23 protein-coding genes are annotated in these 22,114 nt (G+C 26.2%); 2 read left to right on the top strand and 21 right to left on the bottom strand.

Annotated features, from left to right (window positions below):
* Positions 1-19: 19 nt before the first annotated feature.
* From GIL12_RS03795 to GIL12_RS03760, 8 genes are all read right to left on the bottom strand, one after another.
* Positions 20-979 carry a TAXI family TRAP transporter solute-binding subunit gene (locus GIL12_RS03795; protein ID WP_163469031.1) on the bottom strand — a complete coding sequence of 320 codons (960 nt, stop codon included), beginning with the start codon at positions 977-979 and terminating at the stop codon, positions 20-22.
* A gap of 180 nt (positions 980-1,159) precedes the next feature.
* Entirely contained in the window at positions 1,160-2,515 is a 1,356-nt protein-coding gene (locus tag GIL12_RS03790) for a sigma-54 dependent transcriptional regulator (protein WP_163469030.1), read from the bottom strand.
* Positions 2,508-4,487, bottom strand: coding sequence for a transporter substrate-binding domain-containing protein (locus GIL12_RS03785; protein WP_163469029.1), 1,980 nt, complete (start codon positions 4,485-4,487; stop codon positions 2,508-2,510). The genes GIL12_RS03790 and GIL12_RS03785 overlap by 8 nt, the downstream gene beginning before the upstream one ends.
* A gap of 73 nt (positions 4,488-4,560) precedes the next feature.
* Complete coding sequence (locus GIL12_RS03780; RefSeq protein WP_163469028.1) at positions 4,561-4,752, bottom strand: hypothetical protein; 192 nt, start codon at positions 4,750-4,752, stop codon at positions 4,561-4,563.
* A gap of 18 nt (positions 4,753-4,770) precedes the next feature.
* Positions 4,771-5,385, bottom strand: coding sequence for a Fic family protein (locus GIL12_RS03775; protein ID WP_163469027.1), 615 nt, complete (start codon positions 5,383-5,385; stop codon positions 4,771-4,773).
* 6 nt (positions 5,386-5,391) lie between these two features.
* Positions 5,392-5,562 carry a hypothetical protein gene (locus tag GIL12_RS03770; RefSeq protein WP_163469026.1) on the bottom strand — a complete coding sequence of 57 codons (171 nt, stop codon included), beginning with the start codon at positions 5,560-5,562 and terminating at the stop codon, positions 5,392-5,394.
* A 58-nt stretch (positions 5,563-5,620) separates the two neighbouring features.
* Positions 5,621-5,770, bottom strand: a complete 150-nt coding sequence (locus tag GIL12_RS03765) for a hypothetical protein (protein ID WP_163469025.1) — start codon at positions 5,768-5,770, stop codon at positions 5,621-5,623.
* Positions 5,771-5,802: 32 nt separating this feature from the next.
* Positions 5,803-6,180, bottom strand: coding sequence for a hypothetical protein (locus GIL12_RS03760; RefSeq protein ID WP_163469024.1), 378 nt, complete (start codon positions 6,178-6,180; stop codon positions 5,803-5,805).
* A 121-nt stretch (positions 6,181-6,301) separates the two neighbouring features.
* Here GIL12_RS03760 and GIL12_RS03755 point away from each other — a divergent pair, with 121 nt between their 5' ends.
* Positions 6,302-6,739: a YaiI/YqxD family protein gene (locus tag GIL12_RS03755; protein ID WP_163469023.1), complete on the top strand. Its 438-nt coding sequence runs from the start codon at positions 6,302-6,304 to the stop codon at positions 6,737-6,739.
* A 2-nt stretch (positions 6,740-6,741) separates the two neighbouring features.
* Here GIL12_RS03755 and GIL12_RS03750 read toward each other — a convergent pair whose 3' ends face one another.
* The 6 genes from GIL12_RS03750 to GIL12_RS03725 form a co-directional block, all read right to left on the bottom strand.
* A complete protein-coding gene (locus tag GIL12_RS03750) occupies positions 6,742-7,824 on the bottom strand; it encodes an iron-containing alcohol dehydrogenase family protein (protein ID WP_239056051.1) in 1,083 nt (360 codons plus the stop codon).
* Between the two features lie 29 nt (positions 7,825-7,853).
* On the bottom strand, positions 7,854-9,035 hold the full coding sequence (locus GIL12_RS03745; protein WP_163469022.1) for a hypothetical protein: 1,182 nt from the start codon (positions 9,033-9,035) through the stop codon (positions 7,854-7,856).
* Between the two features lie 351 nt (positions 9,036-9,386).
* Complete coding sequence (locus GIL12_RS03740; protein ID WP_163469021.1) at positions 9,387-9,836, bottom strand: hypothetical protein; 450 nt, start codon at positions 9,834-9,836, stop codon at positions 9,387-9,389.
* A gap of 162 nt (positions 9,837-9,998) precedes the next feature.
* Entirely contained in the window at positions 9,999-10,745 is a 747-nt protein-coding gene (locus GIL12_RS03735; protein ID WP_163469020.1) for an IclR family transcriptional regulator, read from the bottom strand.
* 126 nt (positions 10,746-10,871) lie between these two features.
* Positions 10,872-12,317 carry a sodium/glutamate symporter gene (locus GIL12_RS03730; protein WP_163469019.1) on the bottom strand — a complete coding sequence of 482 codons (1,446 nt, stop codon included), beginning with the start codon at positions 12,315-12,317 and terminating at the stop codon, positions 10,872-10,874.
* A 38-nt stretch (positions 12,318-12,355) separates the two neighbouring features.
* A complete protein-coding gene (locus GIL12_RS03725; protein WP_163469018.1) occupies positions 12,356-13,426 on the bottom strand; it encodes an NAD(P)-dependent oxidoreductase in 1,071 nt (356 codons plus the stop codon).
* A gap of 632 nt (positions 13,427-14,058) precedes the next feature.
* Between GIL12_RS03725 and GIL12_RS03720 the strand changes: the two genes are divergently transcribed.
* Positions 14,059-14,688, top strand: coding sequence for a transposase (locus tag GIL12_RS03720; protein WP_203522507.1), 630 nt, complete (start codon positions 14,059-14,061; stop codon positions 14,686-14,688).
* A 149-nt stretch (positions 14,689-14,837) separates the two neighbouring features.
* Here GIL12_RS03720 and GIL12_RS03715 read toward each other — a convergent pair whose 3' ends face one another.
* The 7 genes from GIL12_RS03715 to GIL12_RS03685 all read right to left on the bottom strand — a co-directional run bounded on the left by GIL12_RS03715 (position 14,838) and on the right by GIL12_RS03685 (position 22,114).
* Positions 14,838-15,602, bottom strand: coding sequence for an IclR family transcriptional regulator (locus GIL12_RS03715; RefSeq protein WP_239056050.1), 765 nt, complete (start codon positions 15,600-15,602; stop codon positions 14,838-14,840).
* A gap of 437 nt (positions 15,603-16,039) precedes the next feature.
* Positions 16,040-17,344, bottom strand: coding sequence for a PhoH family protein (locus GIL12_RS03710; RefSeq protein WP_163469017.1), 1,305 nt, complete (start codon positions 17,342-17,344; stop codon positions 16,040-16,042).
* Between the two features lie 73 nt (positions 17,345-17,417).
* Positions 17,418-18,692: a diguanylate cyclase domain-containing protein gene (locus tag GIL12_RS03705; protein ID WP_163469016.1), complete on the bottom strand. Its 1,275-nt coding sequence runs from the start codon at positions 18,690-18,692 to the stop codon at positions 17,418-17,420.
* Between the two features lie 12 nt (positions 18,693-18,704).
* The gene (locus tag GIL12_RS03700; protein WP_163469015.1) at positions 18,705-20,393 is read right to left on the bottom strand and encodes a methyl-accepting chemotaxis protein; all 1,689 of its coding nucleotides are present in this window, start codon (positions 20,391-20,393) and stop codon (positions 18,705-18,707) included.
* Between the two features lies 1 nt (position 20,394).
* Complete coding sequence (locus tag GIL12_RS03695; RefSeq protein WP_163469014.1) at positions 20,395-20,871, bottom strand: chemotaxis protein CheW; 477 nt, start codon at positions 20,869-20,871, stop codon at positions 20,395-20,397.
* A gap of 1 nt (position 20,872) precedes the next feature.
* Complete coding sequence (locus tag GIL12_RS03690; RefSeq protein ID WP_163469013.1) at positions 20,873-21,673, bottom strand: protein-glutamate O-methyltransferase CheR; 801 nt, start codon at positions 21,671-21,673, stop codon at positions 20,873-20,875.
* 15 nt (positions 21,674-21,688) lie between these two features.
* Positions 21,689-22,114 carry a chemotaxis protein CheW gene (locus GIL12_RS03685; protein ID WP_163469012.1) on the bottom strand — a complete coding sequence of 142 codons (426 nt, stop codon included), beginning with the start codon at positions 22,112-22,114 and terminating at the stop codon, positions 21,689-21,691.

The following is a 22,114-nucleotide window of genomic DNA, read 5'->3' as shown; positions in this document are numbered from 1 at the left end:
CCAAGGAGTGACTTTTATATTACTTCATCAGTCCTTGTTCTTTATAGTATTTTATTGCTCCTGGGTGAAATTTTATTTTCACACCCTTTTGTGAATTTTCCAAAGAAATATTTTGTTGAGATGCTATGTGGGAAGATTTAATACTTTTAATATTTTCAAATATCCCCTTTGTAATTTTATATACAACATCCTCTGGTAAATCTTTTCTAACTAACATAATATTTCTAACTGATGCTGTTTTTATATCTTTATCTGTTCCATAAATTTCAGCTGGAATAATATCTTCAACAAAGAAGGGATATTTTTCCATTAGATTCTTCATCCCTTTTCCTGTAATTGGGACTAAAACCATATCTGCATCTTTTTTTAACTCCATTATAGTTTCATTTGGGATACCACTTGTTACAAATATAGCGTCTACCAAACCATCTCTCATTTTTTCCACAGCATCACCATAATTTAGATACTGCACTACACTATCTTTATAACTCATCCCATGAGCTTCATACATCATTCTAGCATTTAGTTCAACACCTGAGTTAAATGCTCCTATCCCTACTCTCTTACCCTTTAAATCTTCAAATTTATTTATTTTGTTTTTCTTTATTGTAACTAGTTGAACATAGTTTGGGTATAGACCTGTTAAAGCTCTTAATTCATTTGAATTTTTAGACTGATCCACTGAATCTGACATGGCTATGGCTAAATCAGCTGATTTATTAAGTATTAAGTTTATATTTTCAACTGAACCACCTGTTGATTGCACAGAAGTTCTGTACCCTAATTTTTTTAAAACCTTTGCAAAGGATGATCCAATTGGATAATACAACCCACTTGTTGGCCCTGTTGCAATTGTAAGAAAATTACTCACTTCCCTATCCTTACCTTGTAAATTTTCACTTTCTCTTCCACAACCTATAATAAAAATAAGACTAATAGTAACTATGATTAACCTACCTATAGAACTTTTTTCCTTCATTATGTCCCCCTGTTGTCCATATATTTAATTAGCAATTTACATGCCAATTATAAAAAAAAATTAATTCTTGTACTCATGGTACTTTCCACTCACATACAAATTATAAAATAAAAGCTTGGAATAAAAAACGGTAAAAATTACAAATATTTTTTTGTAAAAATTACCGATTTTCTTTCATATTTATAAATCATACTCTGCAATTTTATTTCTAAGACCTTTATCACTTATTCCTAAACTTTCTGCTGTTATTTTTTTCTTTCCATTATTTTCCTCTAATCTTTTTTTTATTATAATTTTTTCTATATCCTTTAGAGTTAAGTTTGATAAACTTTTAATTTCTTTATTTAATTCATCTTCAACTAATTCATTACATTTTAATCTCTTTGGTAATGAATCTACATCTATTATGTCTCCTTGAGAAAATAATATGCTGTGTTCCATTATATTTAATAATTCCCTAACATTTCCTGGATAATCATAACTTAATAAAATTTTCTCAGCTTCCTTGGATATTCCCTTTATCTCTCTATTCATTTCTCCATTACATTTATTTATAAAATAATCAAATAACAAGGGTAGATCTGTTCTTTTTTCCCTTAGAGGAGGTAGATCAATTTCCACAACATTTAATCTAAAATATAAATCCTCTCTAAACTTTCCCTCTTGTATTAATTGTTTTAAATTCTTATTTGTTGCTGCTATTACTCTTACATTTGTTTCAATAGTTTCATTGGAACCAATGGGATTAAACTTTTTTTCCTGTAAAACTCTAAGAAGTTTCCCTTGTAATTTCAAAGTCATATCTCCAATTTCATCTAAAAATATTGTTCCCTTATCTGCAAATTCAAATTTCCCTACTTTATCTGCAATTGCATTTGTAAATGTCCCTTTTTTATGTCCAAAAAATTCCTCTTCTAACAAGCTTTCAGGAATAGCAGCACAATTTATTTCCACAAAATTATTATCTTTTCTTTTTCCTGAATAATGTATTGCTTTGGCTATTAATTCCTTCCCTGTTCCACTTTCCCCAGTTATCATAACACCTAAATCAACATCCTTTAATTTTTCAACTAGAGAAAAAACATTCTTCATGCTTTCACTTTTTCCTATAATCCCTTGATAATTATTTTTATTTTCAAGTTCCTTACTTAAATATTCAACTTTTTTACTTAAATCTCTTATTTCTAAAGTTTGCTCAATACTCACATATAGTTCTTCTAAATTTAAAGGTTTTGTTAAATATGTAAATGCTCCTTTTTTTATTGCATCCACAGAGGACACTATTGATCCATAGGCTGTCATCATTATTACAGAAATACTTTTATCATATTCTTTTATTTTCTCTAAAATATCAACTCCATTAACAGAACCTATTTTTAAATCTAACAGCACAACATCTATATTATTTTCCTTTATTTTTTCTAATCCCTCATATGGATTTGTAGTAAACATAACTTCATATTTATCCTCTAGTGCAAATTCCAATGAATCACAAATTGAAATTTCATCGTCTATAATCATAACTTTTTTATTCATGAACCTCACCACCAAATATCATTTTTATTTTTGTATATTGATTTTTCTTACTTTCAACTAATAATTTCCCACCATTTACTTCAACTAGTTGTCTAGAAGTTGGTAATCCTAAACCAGTTCCCTTAATTTTAGTAGTATAGAAAATTTCAAAAATATTTTCAATTTCTTCCTCTGTCATTCCTATTCCATTGTCTTCAATCTCTAAGGTTATCTTGGAATCTGATTTATAAAGACTTACTTTAATATAAAATTTTTCATCTAATTTAAATTTTTCCATTTTTTCTTCAATAGCTTGAATTGAATTTAATAATATATTTATTAATACTTGCCTAATTTGAGAAGAATCAATATTTAAAATTATACTTTTATCTATAAATTCAAGTAATTCAATGCCTTTTTTCTTAACCATTGGTTCTAACAATCCAATTGAAGAATCTATTAAAATATGCACTTCTGTTTTTGCCTTATGATTTCCCTTTGGTTTAGAATAATCTATTAAAGATTCTATTAATTTACTAACCCTTTCAACCTCTGCTGGCACTATTGTTACTAGCCTATTTTGAAATTTTGCATTATCTTTTTTTAAAGGTAACAATTCTATATAGGTTTTTATTGAAGTTAATGGATTTCTAATTTCATGAGCTATTCCTGCAATCATATTACTTATTGCTGCGTTTTTCTCCCTTTCAATGGATCTTTCCTTTAAAAATTTTTCCTCTGTAACATCTTCTATTGTTAAAAAAGCTCCTCTATTTTTCTTTAAATAATCAAGTAACGGATACATAGTATATCTATAATATTTTATTTTTTCATCCTTATTTACTTGTATTTCATGGGTTATATGAGCTTTATTTTCATATATTGTTTGTTCAAACAATCCATTTCCTATCATATCTTTAATAATTGGTAATCTCAATCCATTCTTCCCTAAAAAACCATCCTTTATCTTTACAAGGGACATTGCATTTTTATTCATAAATTTAACTTTCCCTTCCCTATTAAAAATTACAATGCTTCTTGGGCTGCTTTCACACATAAGGGAATTTAATTTATTATTATTTTTTATTTCAACTATTTTATCTTCCAATCTAATATTAGATTCCTTTAGTTCCAAAGTTTTCACAGATACGTTTTTCTTTAATTGTAAATTCCAGATAAATGATAACAATAATATTCCAAGTAATACAACTGCTGCAATAGTTAATATTTTAAAATTTCTAGCTAATTTTATCTGCTTTTCTAAATCTGTATTAGCAAACCATTTATCATATAATTTTTTATAAGTCCCATTAAATTTTAATTCCTTTAATTCTTTATCTATTGAGTCCATAAGAACTCCATTTCCGTATAAAGTTCCTAAATAATAACCAACTGGAATTTCATAATTATCTAAAAAAACATAATCTTCTGACAGTTTATCAACAGATAGTAAATAGTCCATAACCTCTTTGATTCCCACTAAAAAATCTGCTCTTTGTGATATTAAAGTATCATAAACTGTCTCTTGATCAAAGGAAGTATTGAAATTTATTCTTTTAATACTATTTAAATAGTTGTATTCAATTGAATCTTTTTCAACAGCAACTAAAAAATGCTTGTAAGATAAGTTTCTTTTTATACTTTCAACTTTGTTCTTTGGAGCTACAATACAGGCCTTTGTTTGAATTAAACTTTCTGAGAAATTTATCATTCTTTCATCTGCCTTATGAAACCTTATCCCCATTAAAATATCCACTTCTTTATTCTTTAATTTTTCTATACCTTCTCCATTATTTATAGGTACATACTTAAATTTTAAATTATTAGATTTCCCAATTTTATTTAAAAGTTCCACATTAAACCCTTTTACTACACCATTTTCAACATACTGAAATGGGGGAGCATAGGGATCAAATCCAACTATATAAGTATCTTTCCCATAAATATTCATAATATTTATAAGCATATAGAAAAAAATTAAAAGTTTTCTCATATTTGTTCCTTTCATTCTTTGATAAAATAAATTAAGGTGCTGATATTTTACATCAACACCTACTTTCTAGATATTATTTGTTTTCTTCCATTTTTTCTATAATTTTCTTCAAATTTCTATTTATTTCTTTTTCCTCATCCAATGATTTTTCAAGTTTATTAATAATTTTACTTATTCCTAAAAACCATCTTGTGAACAACATATTAATGATAAAAAATATAATTGCAATTGTAATTCCCAACACAAAATATGACATTCCATCCATAATAATCTCTCCTTTATACTATTTTATTTGTTTTACTAATCCACTTTTCATTAATTTTAACATTGGTTCAATGTCTAGATTAAAACATCCTATATCTGCTTTTAATATCTCTTTCTTTTCAAAATCAGAATAATCTAAATCATAGCCTGCCCTTGTACATAAAATTCTAAAAAATTCTCTATTTGCTCTTCCATTCCCTTCTCTAAATGGATGTAAAGATATTAAATCCCCCATGAAATATGCTAATTTTTCACAAAATTCATCATATTTATAGCCTTTTAAATAATTTTCTTTTTTTAACCTTTCAAATATTTCTTCCCCTTGAATTTGAATATATCTTGTTATACAAAATTTACTAGATCCCTTTTGAATATCTACCTTTCTTATTTCTCCAGCAAAATCATAACAATCTTGAAATATATATTTGTGAATTTTTTTTAAGTAGTTGAAATCTAACTTTCCCTTTAGAGGTTTTAAAGTTAATTCTATTAGCCTTAAGGATGTGAAAAAAACTTCCTGTTCTGCAAGAAGTTCATGATTTCTAATATTAAATTTATTTCTAAGTACAGTTGACTTAGGATATGTGTATTTATCATCAGCTATTGTATAATCCTTTACATCACTAATATCCATATTACCCTATCCTTTCAAAAGTCTTTTCTTCCTTTGAATTATTAATAAACTTGAGTTAAGCTTACCAGAAGCTACATTTTTTAAAAGAGATATATGCTCCTGTGACATTTTAAAATCTTCAATTTCAAAACTTTTTATAATATTTTGTAATCTCTTTTCTAGGACATCATTTTTCATAAACTCTCCTTAGAAGTATCTTTATTTTCAAATATTTATACTACTATTTTACCATATTTTAGTCATTTTTTCCATTTTTACTTAAATCATTGAAAAGATTAAAATAATATAAAAATTCTTCTTTTACTTTAAAAATATCTTTATATTCTAAGCTTATATTTCCCTTTAGATCAGCTTGCCCTAAATCTATATTTAATAAATTTAACATTTCAAATTTTAAAATTTCGTCATCTATTAGTTTTATTTTACTAAAAACTTCTTTTTTTCTATATTAATATTATATTTTTTATAAATTTCCCCTTGAAGTTTTTTTTCAATGGCTAGATATTCTGATAACTCTTTTTTTACAGGTCTTGTTATATCTGATAAATAAGCTTCTGAAGCATCATGAAGTAAACACCCTAGTTGAATTTCTCTAGAATAACTTCTAGATTTTGCTTCTAAATAACAATTTATAGAATGTTGAGCAACACTAAAAAAATATTTAACATGACCATTACCTCTACAAACTAAAGATAGGGCATGGGCTATATCTTCTATTTTTATTTCATCTTCCCTTGGATTAAGTGGATAAAATTCTACTCCACTATAAGTATTTATACATGTTCCTTTTCTCATTTACATACCTCTTTCAAAATTATTAAATTAATTATAGCATTTATATATGAAAAATAATATTTTTTATTCTTCTAAAAATGTTATAATATTATTCACAAATACTATATAAAGGAAGATAATAATGAGAATTTTAATAGACGCTGATGCTTGTCCTGTTGTTGATCTAACAATAAAGATAGCTTTACAATACAAAATAGAAATAATTTTATACTGTGACAAAAACCATATTTTAGAAAAGAAAAATGCTAAAACTATTTATGTTAACCCTGGAAATGATGCTGTTGATTTTGTGCTTCTTAGAGATACTGAAGAAAATGATATTGTTGTTACCCAAGATTTTGGATTAGCTTCTATGATATTAGGTAAAAAAGCTCACTGTATAAATCAAAATGGACTTATTTACAATAAATTTAATATTGATTCCCTACTTTTTTCAAGACAGATGTCAAAAAAAATGAGAGACAAGGGAAAACGTACTAAAGGTCCTAAAAAAAGAGAAGCTAAAAATGATTTAAGTTACAAAACATCTTTAACTTCTCTAATTGAAAATTATAAATAATTTTAGACTAATTTTTTGTTAATAAAATCTTCTAATTTATTAATTGCATTTCTAAAAGTTTCCTTGTCTATCTTCATACATGCTTGTTCTATATCTGCAGTGGAACAAGCTTTTTCTATAACTTTTTCAAGTTCCTCTTCTTTTACTCCAAACTCCTTATAAGAAATTGGTAGATTTACACTTTTATAAAATTTTATTAATTTTTCTAATTCTTCAATATTGTTGTCCATCATAGTTTGAACAAGTACACCGTATGAAACTAATTCTCCATGCAAATGATTTTCTTCAACTTCTGGAAAAATTGTAAATCCATAACATATAGCGTGAGCTGCACCACTGTTATATTTCATTTCCAAAGCATTGGAAACTGTTCCTGTAGCTGCTATTATTGATAAAACAACTTCCTTCACTTCCTCAGATGATTTTTTTTCTTTACAATCTTCAATAGCCTTTGTCCCATTATTAAATATTGGTTCTTTACATAAACTAGATAAAGTTACTCCCATAGTATTTGAAAAATCTAATTTTTCCCCTCTAGAAGAAAATTCAGGTTCATAAGCCTTTGCTACAGTATCACCTATTCCAGCCCAAATATATTTAGTTGGAGCCTCTGCTATAATTTTTGTATTTATAAATGAATGTTCTGCAGGTGCATGTCTAAAATAAACATCTCTAAATACACCATCTGGATAGTATACTGCACAAACAGATGTCATTGCTGCACATGTTCCTGCAATAGTTGGAAATGTAAAAATAGGTTTCTCTATTTTCCCTGTTAAGATTTTACAAGTATCTAAAGCTTTCCCGCCTCCAACTGAAAATATCATATCTGCCCCTTGTACTGCTTCATTAGCTGCTAACATTTCTGCATTTTCAAAGGAAGCTTGCCCACCGTACCATAAAGTATCTATAATACTTATTCCACTTTCTTTTGCTGCTGCTTTTATTTCTTCACTTGCCTTTGATAAAGCTGTTTTACCACCAATCATTACTGCTTTTTTCCCGTAAATATTACAGATATTTCCTATTTCATCATAAGCTGAATCTCCTATGGTATAATTTGATGTAAATGTATTCTTTCTCATAATTTCCTCCTATCACTACCTAATAATTATTATTTAACAAAAATTACTGAACTTTTTTTATTTTCAACGCTTTTTTCTTGAGTGAATTTTCTATTTTTATATACTCCAACAGTTAAAAATGGAATAATTATAATTGCTATTCCTAAATATCCACAATAACCATAACCGTATTTTACAATTTTACTCAATCCTAACATTGAAATACTTATTGAAACTACCATGCATAAACATGATGAAACTATTCTACGAACTATAGGTTTTTCTATTTTTTCCATAACTTTAATAGTTGAAAATTTGGCCACAAAACCATATAAAATAGATACACCTGTTGAAATTAAACATAAGAATAATGCTGCATTATAGAACCAGTATAAGAAAGTCATATTTAAATTTTTACACACATATAATACTGGTAATGTTGTTGCTCCAGCAGCTATAAATTCTGGCGCCCAAGCAAGTAACATTAACACTGCCATAACCAAAGCTATACAATTCATTACAAAGGCAATTGTCATAGCCTTTGTTGCTTGTTCTTCAGTTTTTAATACTGATCCACAAGAAATCATTGTTGGTATTGCAACTGCTTGAAACCCTGCATAAACAAAAGCTTTTAAAATTAATTTTCCCATATTAGAATTGCCTGTTAAAGAAAAATTGCTTATAGTTTCCATTAATACTGGTGTTCTAGCTTTTATCCCTATAAAGAAGATTATAAACATTGAAACTAATATAACTATAGACATAACACCTGATACCTTTATAATTAATTTAGCTCCAAATATAGTTAAAATTAAAAATATTGAACTTATTAAGAAAACTGCAGGAATATAATTTATTAAATTTGTAGCTGCAATTAAAGAAGCTGCACCTGCTATTACTGCTCCCACAGCACAGATAACCATTGTATGAAAATATATTTCAAATATCCATTCCACTTTATCAAAGGGATGATATAAATTTTCAAATAATTCTTTATAATTTTTTAATTTTCTTGAATTTTTCATAACTATTGCTTCTCTTATTGTCATTGTATATAAAATCATTGCTAAAACAGCTGAAATTATTCCTGAAAAACCACTTGTAACAAAATATTGTGTTTCTTGATTTCCAGTGGCAAAACCACCTCCTGCATGAGTACTAAATAAAACTGCTGCTACAGAAAATATAGTTATCATTCCTATTTTTGAATTTCCTGAATTTTTGATTTCCATAATAAATCCCCCTAATAAAATTTAAATTTTTATATAAAAAAGCCAGTCTATATGTTAGACTGGCTTATCTCAATTTATTTATATTACTTAATTTAATCAAAATCTAAATTTCTACTAGAGAGAAATATTTTTAGATGAAGTTTTATTATAGTAACTGTAATTGAAATTATTTATAAGCTTTTCTAACATATTATTGCCACACAAAAAGTCTCTACTTATTATCATTATTATTGATATAAGCAGTAAGAGATCTATTAGGTTTAGCAGATATGTTCTTAACATATAAATAATTCCTCCTTTTCTTTTAATTTTCAATATAGTACAACAATTTTTATTTTTTTGCAAGCTTTTTTATTTCTTTTTAGTAAACAGATATATTTCTCCAATTGGATAAATTATATAAATATAGTTATTATCCTTTCTTATTACAGCATTATCTTTGTTTTTTGTTAACTTTGTTTCTGCTGAAATAAATTTTATATTTAAAGGCTCTACTTCTTCTTTTAATTTTTCTAAACTAATTTTTTCAGTTCTGTCTAAAATATTTTTTATTTCTTTTTCAGGAATAGTAAATTTAATATTAACTGCATTTTCATCTTTATTATAGACTAAAAGTATATCCTTTGCATTTTTTGAAATGTTTTTTGGGACCCATCCCTTTTGAATATATTCTGAAGCTACGTTATAATCTTTTAATTTAATAGTACTATTTCTATCTGTAACTTTTAAAAATATTATTGTTAAAAATAAAGCTGATATTATAATTCCTATTGATACCTTTGCTCTAGTCTTTTTATTCAAATTAATCACTTCCTTCAAATTTAATTAAATTTTTAACTTTTCCAATAACTCCAAACTACTTTCCTATGGAAAAATTCTAACATTATTTATACTTTATTCTTGTTAACTTCATATATTCTTTCTATTTTTTTATTTCTAATAAAATTATACTCCTATTTTTATTTATATGTTTGCCATTTTCCCTGATACTTCTTCAGCTTTCTTTTTCACTATTTCTTTTAATACTTTTACTTTTTCATCATTCAATTCTTTATTTTTTAAAAAGTTAATTCCTAAAGAAGCAATTACTTCTCTTTTATTATTATATATTGGAGCACCTATTCCTATTGTTCCTTTTATATACTCACCATAGGAAACTGCTGCTCCTTCATTTCTAATTTTATTTAAATCTTCTTTTAGTTTTACAGATGATATTTTCAAATTTTTATTCTTTTTTATTACATTTTCTATATAATCATCTATAAAAGATATTTCTTTATGAGCTAAAATAGCCTTTCTCATAGCCCCACAATGAAGATAAAATTCATTTCCATAGTTTTCAATTATTTTAATACTTTGTAATCCATCTACTCTCTCTATTATCGTTCCTTTATAACCAACTGGAATCATTAAAAATGAATCTACTCCTGATTCCAAAGATAAATTTTTCAACGCTAAATAAGCAATATTTTTAATATTTATCACTGATAGAGCTCCCTTGCCTAATGAAACTAACGCTGGCCCTAATTTATAAAAATGAGTCCTTTCATCTTTTAAAACATACATTTTCATAGTTAATGTTTTTAAAATTCCATGTGCCGTACTCTTAGGAATATCCAATGTTGTATATATTTGAGAAAGACTACATCCTTTTGGTGATTTTTTTAAAACTTCTAAAATTTCAATAGCTTTGCTTAAACTTTTAATCATAATTAGTTAAATAACAAAATAAATTTGTTATTTCCTCCTTTTTACTGCTTTATTCATTTTTTATCTATCTTTTACTATTACATGAAACGGTAAAAGATAGATAATCTCAACTTTTATTTAATATTTCTAAATTGCTTCTTGATTTGTGAAACTATTTCCATACTGGTTTTTAGATTTTGAATTATCTCCATATTTAACTAATTGTTGATTTGGAATCCACCATTTTAACTTCCAAGCTAATAACCACATAATTCCTACAATTCCAAAAATAGACCAGGTCACTATATGTCCTCCAATTTTTGGCATTAAATTCATTATTATTGGTGGAATAACTTGTAAAGCTATTATAATGGGACGATTAAAAATATCAGCTATTCCAGCATCCTCTATTCCCCTAGACTTTAATTCTGGATCAACTACACGCAATAATAGTATCCCTGTAGCTGTAACTCCTGTGGCATGTCCCCAAGACATCATATTTCTTTCAAACCAATCCTTTCTTGAAGTTTTTCCACCTATTATTACAAACCACAATAATGTAACTAAGAACCCAACACCACATATTATTAATAGAGGACCTGCATATTGCATTGCTACTCCTAAATTTAATGATCCTATTCCTGAAACCATTAAGAAATCTGTAGCTGTTCCTTGAATTCTGCTAATTGTATGTCTATCCACATATTTATGCCCATTAGTTTTATTTAATATTTTATTTAATACGAATGCAGCTAATAAAGACGTACAAAATGCTGGTATTGATATTGCAAATCCTAAATGACTTCCACTAAAACTTTTAAACCAGCCACTAAAATATTTTCCTGTTATAGATGCTAGTAAAACAAGCCCCAAATGAAAAGTCAAAGGATCGACACATATAGAAGAAATTGTTATTTTCCCTGCTGGTTTTTGTTTTTCTGGTGGAATTAATCCTGTTCTTAATTCTATTGGTAAATCTTGAGGATTTTTAACATAATGAGTATAACCTTTTCTTGTTCCCCAATTAATTAAACAAATCCCCATAATAATACCTCCAACAATACCTAAAGTAGCACATGTTAAAGATAGATCAGTCATGTTAGCTATTCCCATTTCTTCTAATGCATTTCCTACTGCAACTGCTGTCCCATGTCCTCCGTAAAATCCTGTAGCCATAGTTAAACCAAATTGTTCTGGTAAATTTGGATAAATATGTTTTAATAAATATACTGTTAAAAACATCCCAGCAGCATATTGTAATACAGCTATTCCCGTTACATTGAAGAACATCCCACCTATTACAGGACCCGAAGTCTCCTCTTTAGTTGGTTTATCACCTATTGGCGTTGCTGCAAAAATAATAACTATTAAAATACTAGCATAAGTTCCAAAAGAATTAGACAATGGAATCAATCCATAACCTCTCGGTCCTAAAGCAAGTGCTATAAATCCACCTATTAATGCCGAAGGTATTAATAATTTTTGAAAAATTTTCACCTTAGCCCGAAGCATCTGCCCCACTAGTAAAAGTATACCCATCCAAGCTGCATCTTGTAATACCATCCATATTGCCTTACTTGTTAACACTTCCATGTTTCCTCCTTATAATTTTCACTTAATAAAATTAAAATTTATCCTTCGTAGTAAGGCAATTGCTCATTAAAATTTTCTTTATCATTTTTATACCATTCACATATATGATTTACAGCCTCTCTTGCTTTAGCTATTGCCGCTAAATCTGAATTAAATCCTTGATGAGGTTGCACATAAAAATTTTCTGTATGGTCTAAAGCTTTTTCAACTATTTCTTTGCTAGCTTTATGATTTCCATTTTCTGATAATAAACCATCTTTAATTAATTTCGAAAATTTTGCTTCATCTGTAAATACATCTAAACCTATTCCTCCTATAATTTTTTTATTATATAATTTAAGTAAAACTGATTCTGGAGCTATATCTCCTCTAGTTACGTTAGCAAACATAACTCCTTTTTTAGCTCGGCATAAATATTTTTCAGAAAAATAGTTAACATTATAAAATTTACTTTGAGGATCTTTAGTTAAATTCATAACATTAACAATAATATCGCTTGTTTGAATTGCTTCTTCTTTATTTACAAATTTTACTGTTCCTTTATATAATTTTTTTAATTCTTCTTCTCTTATATCAACAGCTTGAACATTTAATCCATTTCCTTCTAATAACTCATACACTCTTTTCCCTATTTTTCCAACTCCAAATACTGTTGCTGTCCTATTTGGTCCCAGTTCCATAAAAGAATTAGTTTGATTTCTTTCAAACGTTTCTGTATTTTTAGTATATTCATTTAATCTCCCCGCCATAGCATATACAAATTTTATAGCTGTTTGAGCCACTGCATTAACACAATATTCTCTTAATGAAGTTAAATTAATAACTTCTTGTAAATTTTCAAAATGATCATATCCCGCGCTTCTTGTTATAATGCTTTTTTTAGCTCCCTCTAAATATTCTTGCGGTAACTTTGAATGTGTTTTTGTTGTAATAATATTCGGTAATTTAATATCTTTATGTTTTTTTATATAAGTTTGTAAATTTTCTGGAGTTACTATATATCTAAAATCTTGTGGTAATAAACCTAATTTTTGTTTTGCTTCTGTTTCTTCTTTTATATGTATAGCCTCTTCTCCTAATGCTTCAAAATGTATTACATCTTCTCTCATTTGTCCTCCTAAATTTTATTTGTTTTCAGGATAAGATATGATATAATATACTTGTCTAGGGTATGATTTATATCATGCTTATCCCATTTTGCATTCTTGCGATTTGGGATTTTTTTTTGTTATTTAATTCTTTTAAGTTTCCTCTTATTTTTTTTATTTCTAAATTTAACCGTCAAACATTCTATCAATTCTTAATAAATCAATAAATTTATTTCTCATTTTAGACCTCCTTTTTTCAAATAAAAAAATATTTTTTCGTTCGTTCTACATTATAGAACGCGTTTTTAAAATATCTGTAATATATATATATATACCTTTTTTTTTCTGTTTTGTCAATTTTTTTTATTAGTTTTAAAAATATATTGAACTATTAGAAATCATTATCCTTATATATCAGTTCTTCTTTCTGTTTTAGAACATAAAAAAAATATTTATTTTTTGATATCATTTTCAACAAAAAAAAGGTTCTTCAATATTTAAATATTGAAGAACCTTTTTTTGTGGGTCTATAATATTTGGTGTTGGTATTTGTAAAAATACTAATGCCTTTATTTTTTGCAAAAAAAAATTGAGACAAATAAAAAAATCCGTTACAATTAAGTTGCGACACCAAAAGAAAGGATGTGATTTATTTGTCTCATAATTATTCTATCAAATCTTTACTAAATTTAAAAGATAATAATATTTTTTTTGACAGTAATTTCGTTAAAGATCTTAATATTAAAGGAATTATCTGCAAAGTATTTTTTGCTAAACTTACATATTCTCCTGCGCATTGTGAATGTTGCGGTTCTGTTAATCATGATTCTATCATTAAATATGGATTTAAAAATACTCTAATTAAAATACCTATGATTTCTAATTATAATACTGTAAATAGAATAGTTAATTCTTTTTATAAATATCATTTGCCTAATTTTAATTATTTACCTAAAAAATTATGTTTTGATGAATTTAGATCAGTTAAAGAATGCTCTGGAGCAATATCCTTTGTTTTTTGTGATGCAGAATCTCATAAAATTATTGATATACTTGAAGATAGGCGCTTAAATCAATTAAGAAATTACTTTTCAAAATATTCTCAAAAAGCTAAGATTTCAAGTCACTATATGCTTACTTCAATAAAGACATATATTAAATATTTGGCTTATATTAAAAATAGTTTAAATTATCCATTTTCCAATGGTCCTATTGAAGGTATTAATAATAAAATAAAAGTTATGCGCGGATCGCATTTGGATACAAAAGTTTTTACTATTTAAAAAATAGAATTTTAATTTATAGTAATTTAGCAAAAATAAAAATTCCTTCAGCGTAAAGTTGAAGGAACAAAAACATTATTTATTTTTTTTCTCCACTAATACCAGTTGACAAAGAACCTTTTTTGTTATTAATATTCTTTCTCTAAAAATTATAGATAACCCATACCCTTTGACACTTCTGCAGATTTCTCTCTAACTATTTTTTTTAATTCTTTTACTCTTTCGTCTGTTAAGTCTTTAGTTTCTAATAAATTAATTCCTAAAGACGCTATAACTTTTCCGCTGCTATTATAAATTGGAGCTCCTATTCCTATTGTACCTTTTGCATACTCACCATAAGATACTGCCACTCCTTCATCTTTAATTTTATTTAAATCTTGTTTCAATTTTGATTGTGAAATTTGTGTATTCTCATTTTTTTCAATAATATCTTTCATATAATCCTCTATGAAAGATGCTTCTTTATAAGCCAAAATAGCTTTTCTCATAGCCCCACAATGAAGATAAAATTCATTCCCATAATTTTCAATTATTTTAACGCTCTGCAACCCATCTACTCTCTCTATTATAGTTCCTTTATAACCAATGGGAATCATTAAAAATGAATCTACCCCTAGTTCTAGAGATAATTTTTCTAAAGCTAAATAAGCTATATTTTGAATATTCAACTCTAAAGAGGCTACCTTACCTAAAGAAATTAGTGCTGGACCTAATCTATAAAAATGAGTATTTTCATCTTTTAAAACATACACTTTTTCCATTAAAGTTTTTAAAATTCCATGCGCCGTACTCTTAGGAATACCTAGTGTTGTATATATTTGAAAAAGACTACATCCTTTTGGTGATTTTTTTAAAACTTCTAAAATTTCAATAGCTTTACTTAGGCTTTTAATCATAAATAATTTAAGTAACAAATAATTTTATTACTTTCTCCTTTCTAACTTGGAATATTTAAACTTATTTTTACTACTATAGTCATTTATTTCAATATTTCAACTTCTAATTTAATTAATAACTCTTTACTCTTAAATCTATATTCGTATTTCAAACTTTCTGAAATATCTATTAAAATAAAGATACTAAAAAATAAAAAATATTTTTTCTATTTAAATATGTCTTATTTTTACTACAACAAGTATACCACTTAAAAAAAAAATTATCAAGCGAATGTTTTTAATGCAACATGTTCTAATTATAAACTTCATTGAAAAATAAATTATTCATATATAATTTCCATATTTTTCAATTACTTTATTCTTGATTTAAATCTTTCTATAACTTTCAATTCTAATATTTTTATTAAACTTTAAAAATAAAAACCGGAACTAATTTATAGTTCCAGTTTTATAATTTATAATAATTTTGATGAAATTTCTGCTAAAGTAGATCTTTCACCCTTTACTAAAGTTATATGTCCTACTATTTTTTCATTTTTTAATTTTTCAGCAGTATATGTTAGTCCATTGGAATTGCTGTCTAAATAAGGACTATCTATTTGTTCTGGATCTCCAGTAAATACAATTTTTGTATTTTCTCCAACCCTTGTAATTATTGTTTTTATTTCAAGAGGAGTTAAATTTTGAGCTTCGTCAATTATTATAAAACCATTTGGAATACTTCTACCTCTAATATAAGTTAAAGCTTCAACCTTTAAAAGACCCATAGATTCCAAACCTGCTATAACTTTTTCTCCTGCTTTTTCCCCTTTTATATCACTTAGAAGCTCTATATTGTCAAATATTGGTTGCATCCAAGGTCTTAGTTTCTCCTTTTCACTTCCTGGTAAATATCCTAAATCTTTACCCATTGGAATTATAGGTCTTGCTATATAAAGTTTAGAATATTTTTTTCTTTCCACAACTTGTTCTAAGCCTGCTGCTATGGATAATAAAGTTTTTCCTGTTCCTGCTTTTCCAACTAAGGTTACAGCTTTCACATCTTCATCCATTAATAAATCCATTGCAAATCTTTGTTCTTGATTTCTAGCTCTAGCTCCCCAAGCATTAATATCTCCATTTAAGAATTTTTTAACCTTTCCATCATTGTATTTTCCAAAAGTTTCCTCTTGACCAGATTTTATAACAAAATAAAAATTAGGTGTAGGTTCAAATCCCAAATCTAGTTCTTCAACATTAATTTTTCCAGATTTATCATATTTGTTAAATATTTCCTTACTAACTTGGATTTCTTTATAACCTCTATCTAATTCTTCATATTCAACCTTATCAGTTGAATAATCTTCAACTACTATTCCAACTGCATCAGCTTTTATTCTTAAATTAATATCCTTTGTTACAAAAATAACATTTTCACCTGGATTATTTTTCATAGTTTCAATGACAACTGCTAAAATATGATTATCCACAACATCTTTTCTCAAACCATCAGGTATTAAATCTAAATTTCTATTTATTTCAACTCTAAATAAGATATCGTTTGGAAGTTCTACTCCCTTTGAAATATCCCCTTTACTTCGAATTTCTTCTATGACTCTAGAGACCATTCTTGCATGAGCTGCTGTGGTTTGTTTCTGCTTCAATATGTCTATTTCTTCTAACACTTCAATAGGTAAAATAACATCGTTACCCCTAAAATTATAAATTGCATTTGGATCATGAATCAAAACATTAGTATCTAATATGAATATTTTTCTCATATTTATCACCTCTTTATAATTTAGTTCTCCTATTATATTATTCTACATTTTCATGTTTTTTCCTTTTTTTTAACTAATAATTTGAAATAGTATATCTATTTTTACCATTTTCTTTGCTTTTATAAAGGGCTTTATCTGCCATATTAAATATATATTCTAAAGATAAATTAGAATTTTTAGGAATTATACAACATCCTACACTTAAACTTTGAGTATATTCTTCCCCTGTTGATATTTTTATAGGTTTTTTTGTTAACTCTATTAACTTCATTAATTTTTCTTCTATATATTCAATATCTTTTGCATTTTTTAAGAATATTGAAAATTCATCTCCACCTATTCTAGCAATTACTGAATTTTCGTCAAAAGTTTCCCTTAAAATTTTAGATATATATTTTAATATAAGATCCCCATTGGCATGTCCATAGGTGTCATTTACATTTTTAAAATTATCAACATCAACAATTATATAAGCTTTTAAAGTATTTTTATTTAAAATATGTTTTTCTAAACAACTATCTAAAGCTCTTCTATTAAATAATTTAGTAAGAGGATCAATATTCGAAATATGGATAGCTTCTGTTACTGCTTCTTTATACTCATGAATATCACTTAGCTTTCCAAATATTTTATTTACTTTTCCTTCTATATTTTTTATTCCTGTTATAATAAGTTGACACCAAACATATATATCATCCTTTATTTTGATTCTTATTTCTGAATTTATATTGGTTTTTCCTTCTATTACTCTTTTTTTAAGGGCCTCTAATAATTTAATATCATCATGATGAACAAAATTTTCAGGATTAAAATCTTTAATATTATTGCTCATCTTATCTTTACTTTTATTGGAAAATGTTCCGTAATAATTTAAATTATTATCTTTTAAATTCAATTGAAATACCACATCTTTTGAATAGTATAGAACATTTCTTAACATTTCATCCATCATTTGATTTTCATTTTCAACTTCTTCTATTCTTCTTCTAGCTAGAACATTTTTTATTCTAGCTTTTATTATTTCTTTGTTTTCTAATTTTGAAACAAAATCCCAAGCTCCAGAATTTAGGGCATCCAATTGCTGTTTTTCATCATTACTTATTACAACTATTGGTAAATTAGCAAATTTAGGATTCATTTTAATATACCTGAGTACTTCTATTCCACTTATTTCTGGCATAATTAAGTCCAATAGAATTAAATCTATTTTTTCTTTTTCCTCTGCTAGTATATTAAGGGCCAAAAAGCCTGATTCAACTTCTACTATATTATAAGTATCGTGAAAAATATTACTGAAACTTTTTCTTGCTATTAATGAATCATCAACGATCATAATATTAGGTTTCATATTTTTCACCCCTTACTTTTTAATTTTTCTTAAATTATACTTTGATATTAATTCTATTAATATTCTTGCTTGACTGAATAATTCTTCACTTACTGCTGCACTTTCTTCTGAAGTTGCAGATGATAATTGCACAACTGAAGATATTTGATTCATATTTTCTGAAATATTATTAACTGAATTATATTGTTCCTTAGATGTTTCTGCTATTGTTTTTATTGCTGTGTCTATATCAGTTGATTTTTCTTTTACTTCTTCAATTGTTTTAACTGTTTTATTAGTTATTAAAACTCCCTTTTCAACTGCTGACATTGAACTTTCTATTAAATCAGTTGTTAGTCTAGCTGCTTCTGCTGACTTTTGAGCTAAATTACGAACCTCTGTTGCTACCACTGAGAAACCTCTACCAGCATCCCCAGCACGAGCTGCTTCAACTGCTGCATTTAAAGCAAGTATGTTTGTTCTAAATGAAATGTCATCTATTGTTTTTATTATTTTATGAATTTTCTTTGCTGTATCTGAAATTTCATCCATGGCAAATCTTAAATCAGTCATTTGTTCTGAACCTGTTTTAAGTATTTCATTTGTTTTTTTAGTTAGAGAAACTGTTTTATCAACCATTTTATTATTATTTCCAATTGATATATTTATATTATTCATTTCATCTGTTAACTTCTCTATAGCTGCAGCTTGTTCAATTGAACCCTTTGCCATCTCTTGAGAGCTTTCTGCAACTTGCCCAGAAGCTTCAGACACTTGTTTTGCTGCATTTTTTATTTTTAATATCATATTAGACATTTCAACACTATATTCATAGTATAATGTTTCCATTTCTCTAAAATCTCCTAAATATTCTATTTTGTCCTCATAATCAAAATTTCCAGCTGACATTGTTTTAAGAACTCTTTCTGTATCCTTAATGTATGAATTTATTTTATTTAAACTATTTTTAACTATTTCTATCATTTCTCCAAATTCATTTTTTGATGAATATTCCAATTCTGAATGTAAATTTCCATTGGCAAAATCATTAATAGCTTTTTTAGTTATCTCCAGTGGCTCTCTGATTATCTTATTTAAAACTACACTTATTGTTAATGATAATAGCACAGCTAAAATTATTAGTACTAACATAATAGTTTTAAATTTACTCATATAAGTTGAAGCTCTAAGAATAACATGTTCTCTGCTATCACTTATATTTTTTTCTATCTTGGAAACTGTTTTTAATATTTCATTTATTCCTTTATTTGAACCATCTATATATAATCTACGAGCTTCTTTTATATTCCCTTCCTCATATAATTTAATCATTCTATCTGTTAAATTAAACCAATTTTTTAAATTTGACTCATACTCATCTATAATTCCTGTTTCATTAATAGAAGTTTTTTTGAATTGAGATACTTCATCTAATGTCTTTATTTTAAAGTTTTTATAATTAGAAATTGAAGCATTATCATTTTCTTTATTTTCAACAATAAAAATTTCTTCAACTATTCTAGCACAAGTATTTGTATTTGTTCTAATACTAGATAAAAAGTCTACTGAATCCATTTTTCCACCATTTTTTATTAGGGACTCAAAGGATTTTTCCACATGTCTTGCACTGTGGATACTAAAAGAACCTATTGCACAAGTTACAACAGTTAATATTATCGTTATTGATACTAGAAATTTACTAATTTTCATATTTTTTAACATTTTATTCTCCTTTTTTTTCTTCTATTTTAATGTCTTTTAATGTTTCTATAAATTCGATTAATTTATTTATATCTATAATCTGAATCAAATGATTTTCCTTTAAATTCACAATACCATTTATAAATAAATTTTCACTTGCAGTGTCTATTAAATCTGGAGTCTCTATATCATCTGAGTTTAATTCATGAATTGAAACAATTTCATTTAATCTTAAAGCAATATTTATATTTTTTTCATTATAAGTTAATAAATAAATTTCCTTTTCATAAACAATATCACTTTCAAATATTAATTCCATATCTAAAGCTGTATAAATTTCATCTCGGTATTTAAAAATTCCATTAATAAAATTAAAAGAATTAAGTACCTGTTGTTTTTCAACATCAACAACTATTTCCTTTACTTGATCTATTTTTAAAGCATAGTAACTGTTGTTAATCTTGAATTCTAAAAGCTGTATTTTTTTATTCCTATACATTTTAGAGCTCCTTTCTATAAACAGATTGTTGCACTAATTTAAATTTGTTTTTTATCCCTGGTAAAATTTCGCTTTTACCTATAATAAGATAACCCCCTGGTTGTAAAGCATTATAAAACTTATTTATTAATTTTAGTTTTATATCCAAAGGGAAATAAATCATAACATTTCTACAAAATATTACATTAAAATTATTAAAAAATGGATTAAAGGGCAACATTAAATTTAATTCTGAAAAATATACTTTTTTCATTAAATTATCTATAACTTGAAACTTATCCTCTTTAACTTTTTTAAAATACTTTTCTATCCTATTATTTTCTACTTTTTTTAAATCTTCCTTTGTATAAAGACCTTTGTTTGCAAAATTAAGAACTTTTGTTGATATATCTGTCCCATATATTGAATAATTCATTTTTAAACCTAGGATCTCTTCTAGGGCAATTGCTATTGAGTAAGCTTCATTCCCCTTTGAACATCCAGCAGACCAAATTTTAATTTTTAAATTGTTTGGGTTTCCCATTATCAATTTAGGAATTATAACTTTCTTTAATATTTCAAAATGTTCTCTTTCTCTAAAAAAATATGTATAATTTGTAGTTAGCCTATTTACTAATTCTTTATATAAAAAAGGATTTTTATTTATTTCTTCTATAAATTCATGCAGATTATTATATTTTTCATCAATAGCAAAAGTTGTTAATCTATTTTTTACTAATTCGTATTTTCTAGAAAGATTTATCCCATAAAATGAAATTATCTGTTTTTGAATTTTATCAAAATCTTCTTTTAATAATTCCATAATTCTCTCCTTTTCCTATATTTTATCAAAAAAATTAATATCCAATACTATCACAGTATAGTTTTTGAACTTATACAATTTCTCATTTGATTTTATGATTCCTTGAATATTATTTTTTGCATTGGCTTCTAAAAATTCATCTTCCCTGATTTTTAAGACATCTATGACTTTTTCTACTAAAAGTCCAAAATAATCTTCTTTATTTTTAAGAATTATAACAGTTTCATCATCTTTTAAGTTTGGTTTTTCTATATTAAAAATTTTTCTACCATTAATTATTGGCAAAATTTCTCCCCTTAAACTAATAATTCCTTCACAATAATCCTTTTTTCTAGGTATATCTAATATCTTAACTGAGTTTATTATTTCTTGAATATAATCCACATTAACAGCATAATACCTATCCTTTATTGAAAACAACATATAACTTTTTTTCACCAT

The sequence above is a fragment of the Fusobacterium sp. IOR10 genome (assembly GCF_010367435.1).
GTDB lineage: Bacteria > Fusobacteriota > Fusobacteriia > Fusobacteriales > Fusobacteriaceae > Fusobacterium_B.
The sequence above is the reverse complement of the archived record's forward strand: the minus strand, read 5'-3'. Positions and strand labels throughout refer to the sequence as shown.

Bases quoted from the DNA above. Each gene is read 5' to 3' on its own strand.
- GIL12_RS03795 (WP_163469031.1), bottom strand. From the start codon at position 979: ATGAAGGAAAAAAGTTCTATAGGTAGGTTAATCATAGTTACTATTAGT.
- GIL12_RS03790 (WP_163469030.1), bottom strand. From the start codon at position 2,515: ATGAATAAAAAAGTTATGATTATAGACGATGAAATTTCAATTTGTGAT.
- GIL12_RS03785 (WP_163469029.1), bottom strand. From the start codon at position 4,487: ATGAGAAAACTTTTAATTTTTTTCTATATGCTTATAAATATTATGAAT.
- GIL12_RS03780 (WP_163469028.1), bottom strand. From the start codon at position 4,752: ATGGATGGAATGTCATATTTTGTGTTGGGAATTACAATTGCAATTATA.
- GIL12_RS03775 (WP_163469027.1), bottom strand. From the start codon at position 5,385: ATGGATATTAGTGATGTAAAGGATTATACAATAGCTGATGATAAATAC.
- GIL12_RS03770 (WP_163469026.1), bottom strand. From the start codon at position 5,562: ATGAAAAATGATGTCCTAGAAAAGAGATTACAAAATATTATAAAAAGT.
- GIL12_RS03765 (WP_163469025.1), bottom strand. From the start codon at position 5,770: ATGTTAAATTTATTAAATATAGATTTAGGGCAAGCTGATCTAAAGGGA.
- GIL12_RS03760 (WP_163469024.1), bottom strand. From the start codon at position 6,180: ATGAGAAAAGGAACATGTATAAATACTTATAGTGGAGTAGAATTTTAT.
- GIL12_RS03755 (WP_163469023.1), top strand. From the start codon at position 6,302: ATGAGAATTTTAATAGACGCTGATGCTTGTCCTGTTGTTGATCTAACA.
- GIL12_RS03750 (WP_239056051.1), bottom strand. From the start codon at position 7,824: ATGAGAAAGAATACATTTACATCAAATTATACCATAGGAGATTCAGCT.
- GIL12_RS03745 (WP_163469022.1), bottom strand. From the start codon at position 9,035: ATGGAAATCAAAAATTCAGGAAATTCAAAAATAGGAATGATAACTATA.
- GIL12_RS03735 (WP_163469020.1), bottom strand. From the start codon at position 10,745: ATGATTAAAAGTTTAAGCAAAGCTATTGAAATTTTAGAAGTTTTAAAA.
- GIL12_RS03730 (WP_163469019.1), bottom strand. From the start codon at position 12,317: ATGGAAGTGTTAACAAGTAAGGCAATATGGATGGTATTACAAGATGCA.
- GIL12_RS03725 (WP_163469018.1), bottom strand. From the start codon at position 13,426: ATGAGAGAAGATGTAATACATTTTGAAGCATTAGGAGAAGAGGCTATA.
- GIL12_RS03710 (WP_163469017.1), bottom strand. From the start codon at position 17,344: ATGAGAAAAATATTCATATTAGATACTAATGTTTTGATTCATGATCCA.
- GIL12_RS03705 (WP_163469016.1), bottom strand. From the start codon at position 18,692: ATGAAACCTAATATTATGATCGTTGATGATTCATTAATAGCAAGAAAA.
- GIL12_RS03700 (WP_163469015.1), bottom strand. From the start codon at position 20,393: ATGTTAAAAAATATGAAAATTAGTAAATTTCTAGTATCAATAACGATA.
- GIL12_RS03695 (WP_163469014.1), bottom strand. From the start codon at position 20,871: ATGTATAGGAATAAAAAAATACAGCTTTTAGAATTCAAGATTAACAAC.
- GIL12_RS03690 (WP_163469013.1), bottom strand. From the start codon at position 21,673: ATGGAATTATTAAAAGAAGATTTTGATAAAATTCAAAAACAGATAATT.
- GIL12_RS03685 (WP_163469012.1), bottom strand. From the start codon at position 22,114: ATGGTGAAAAAAAGTTATATGTTGTTTTCAATAAAGGATAGGTATTAT.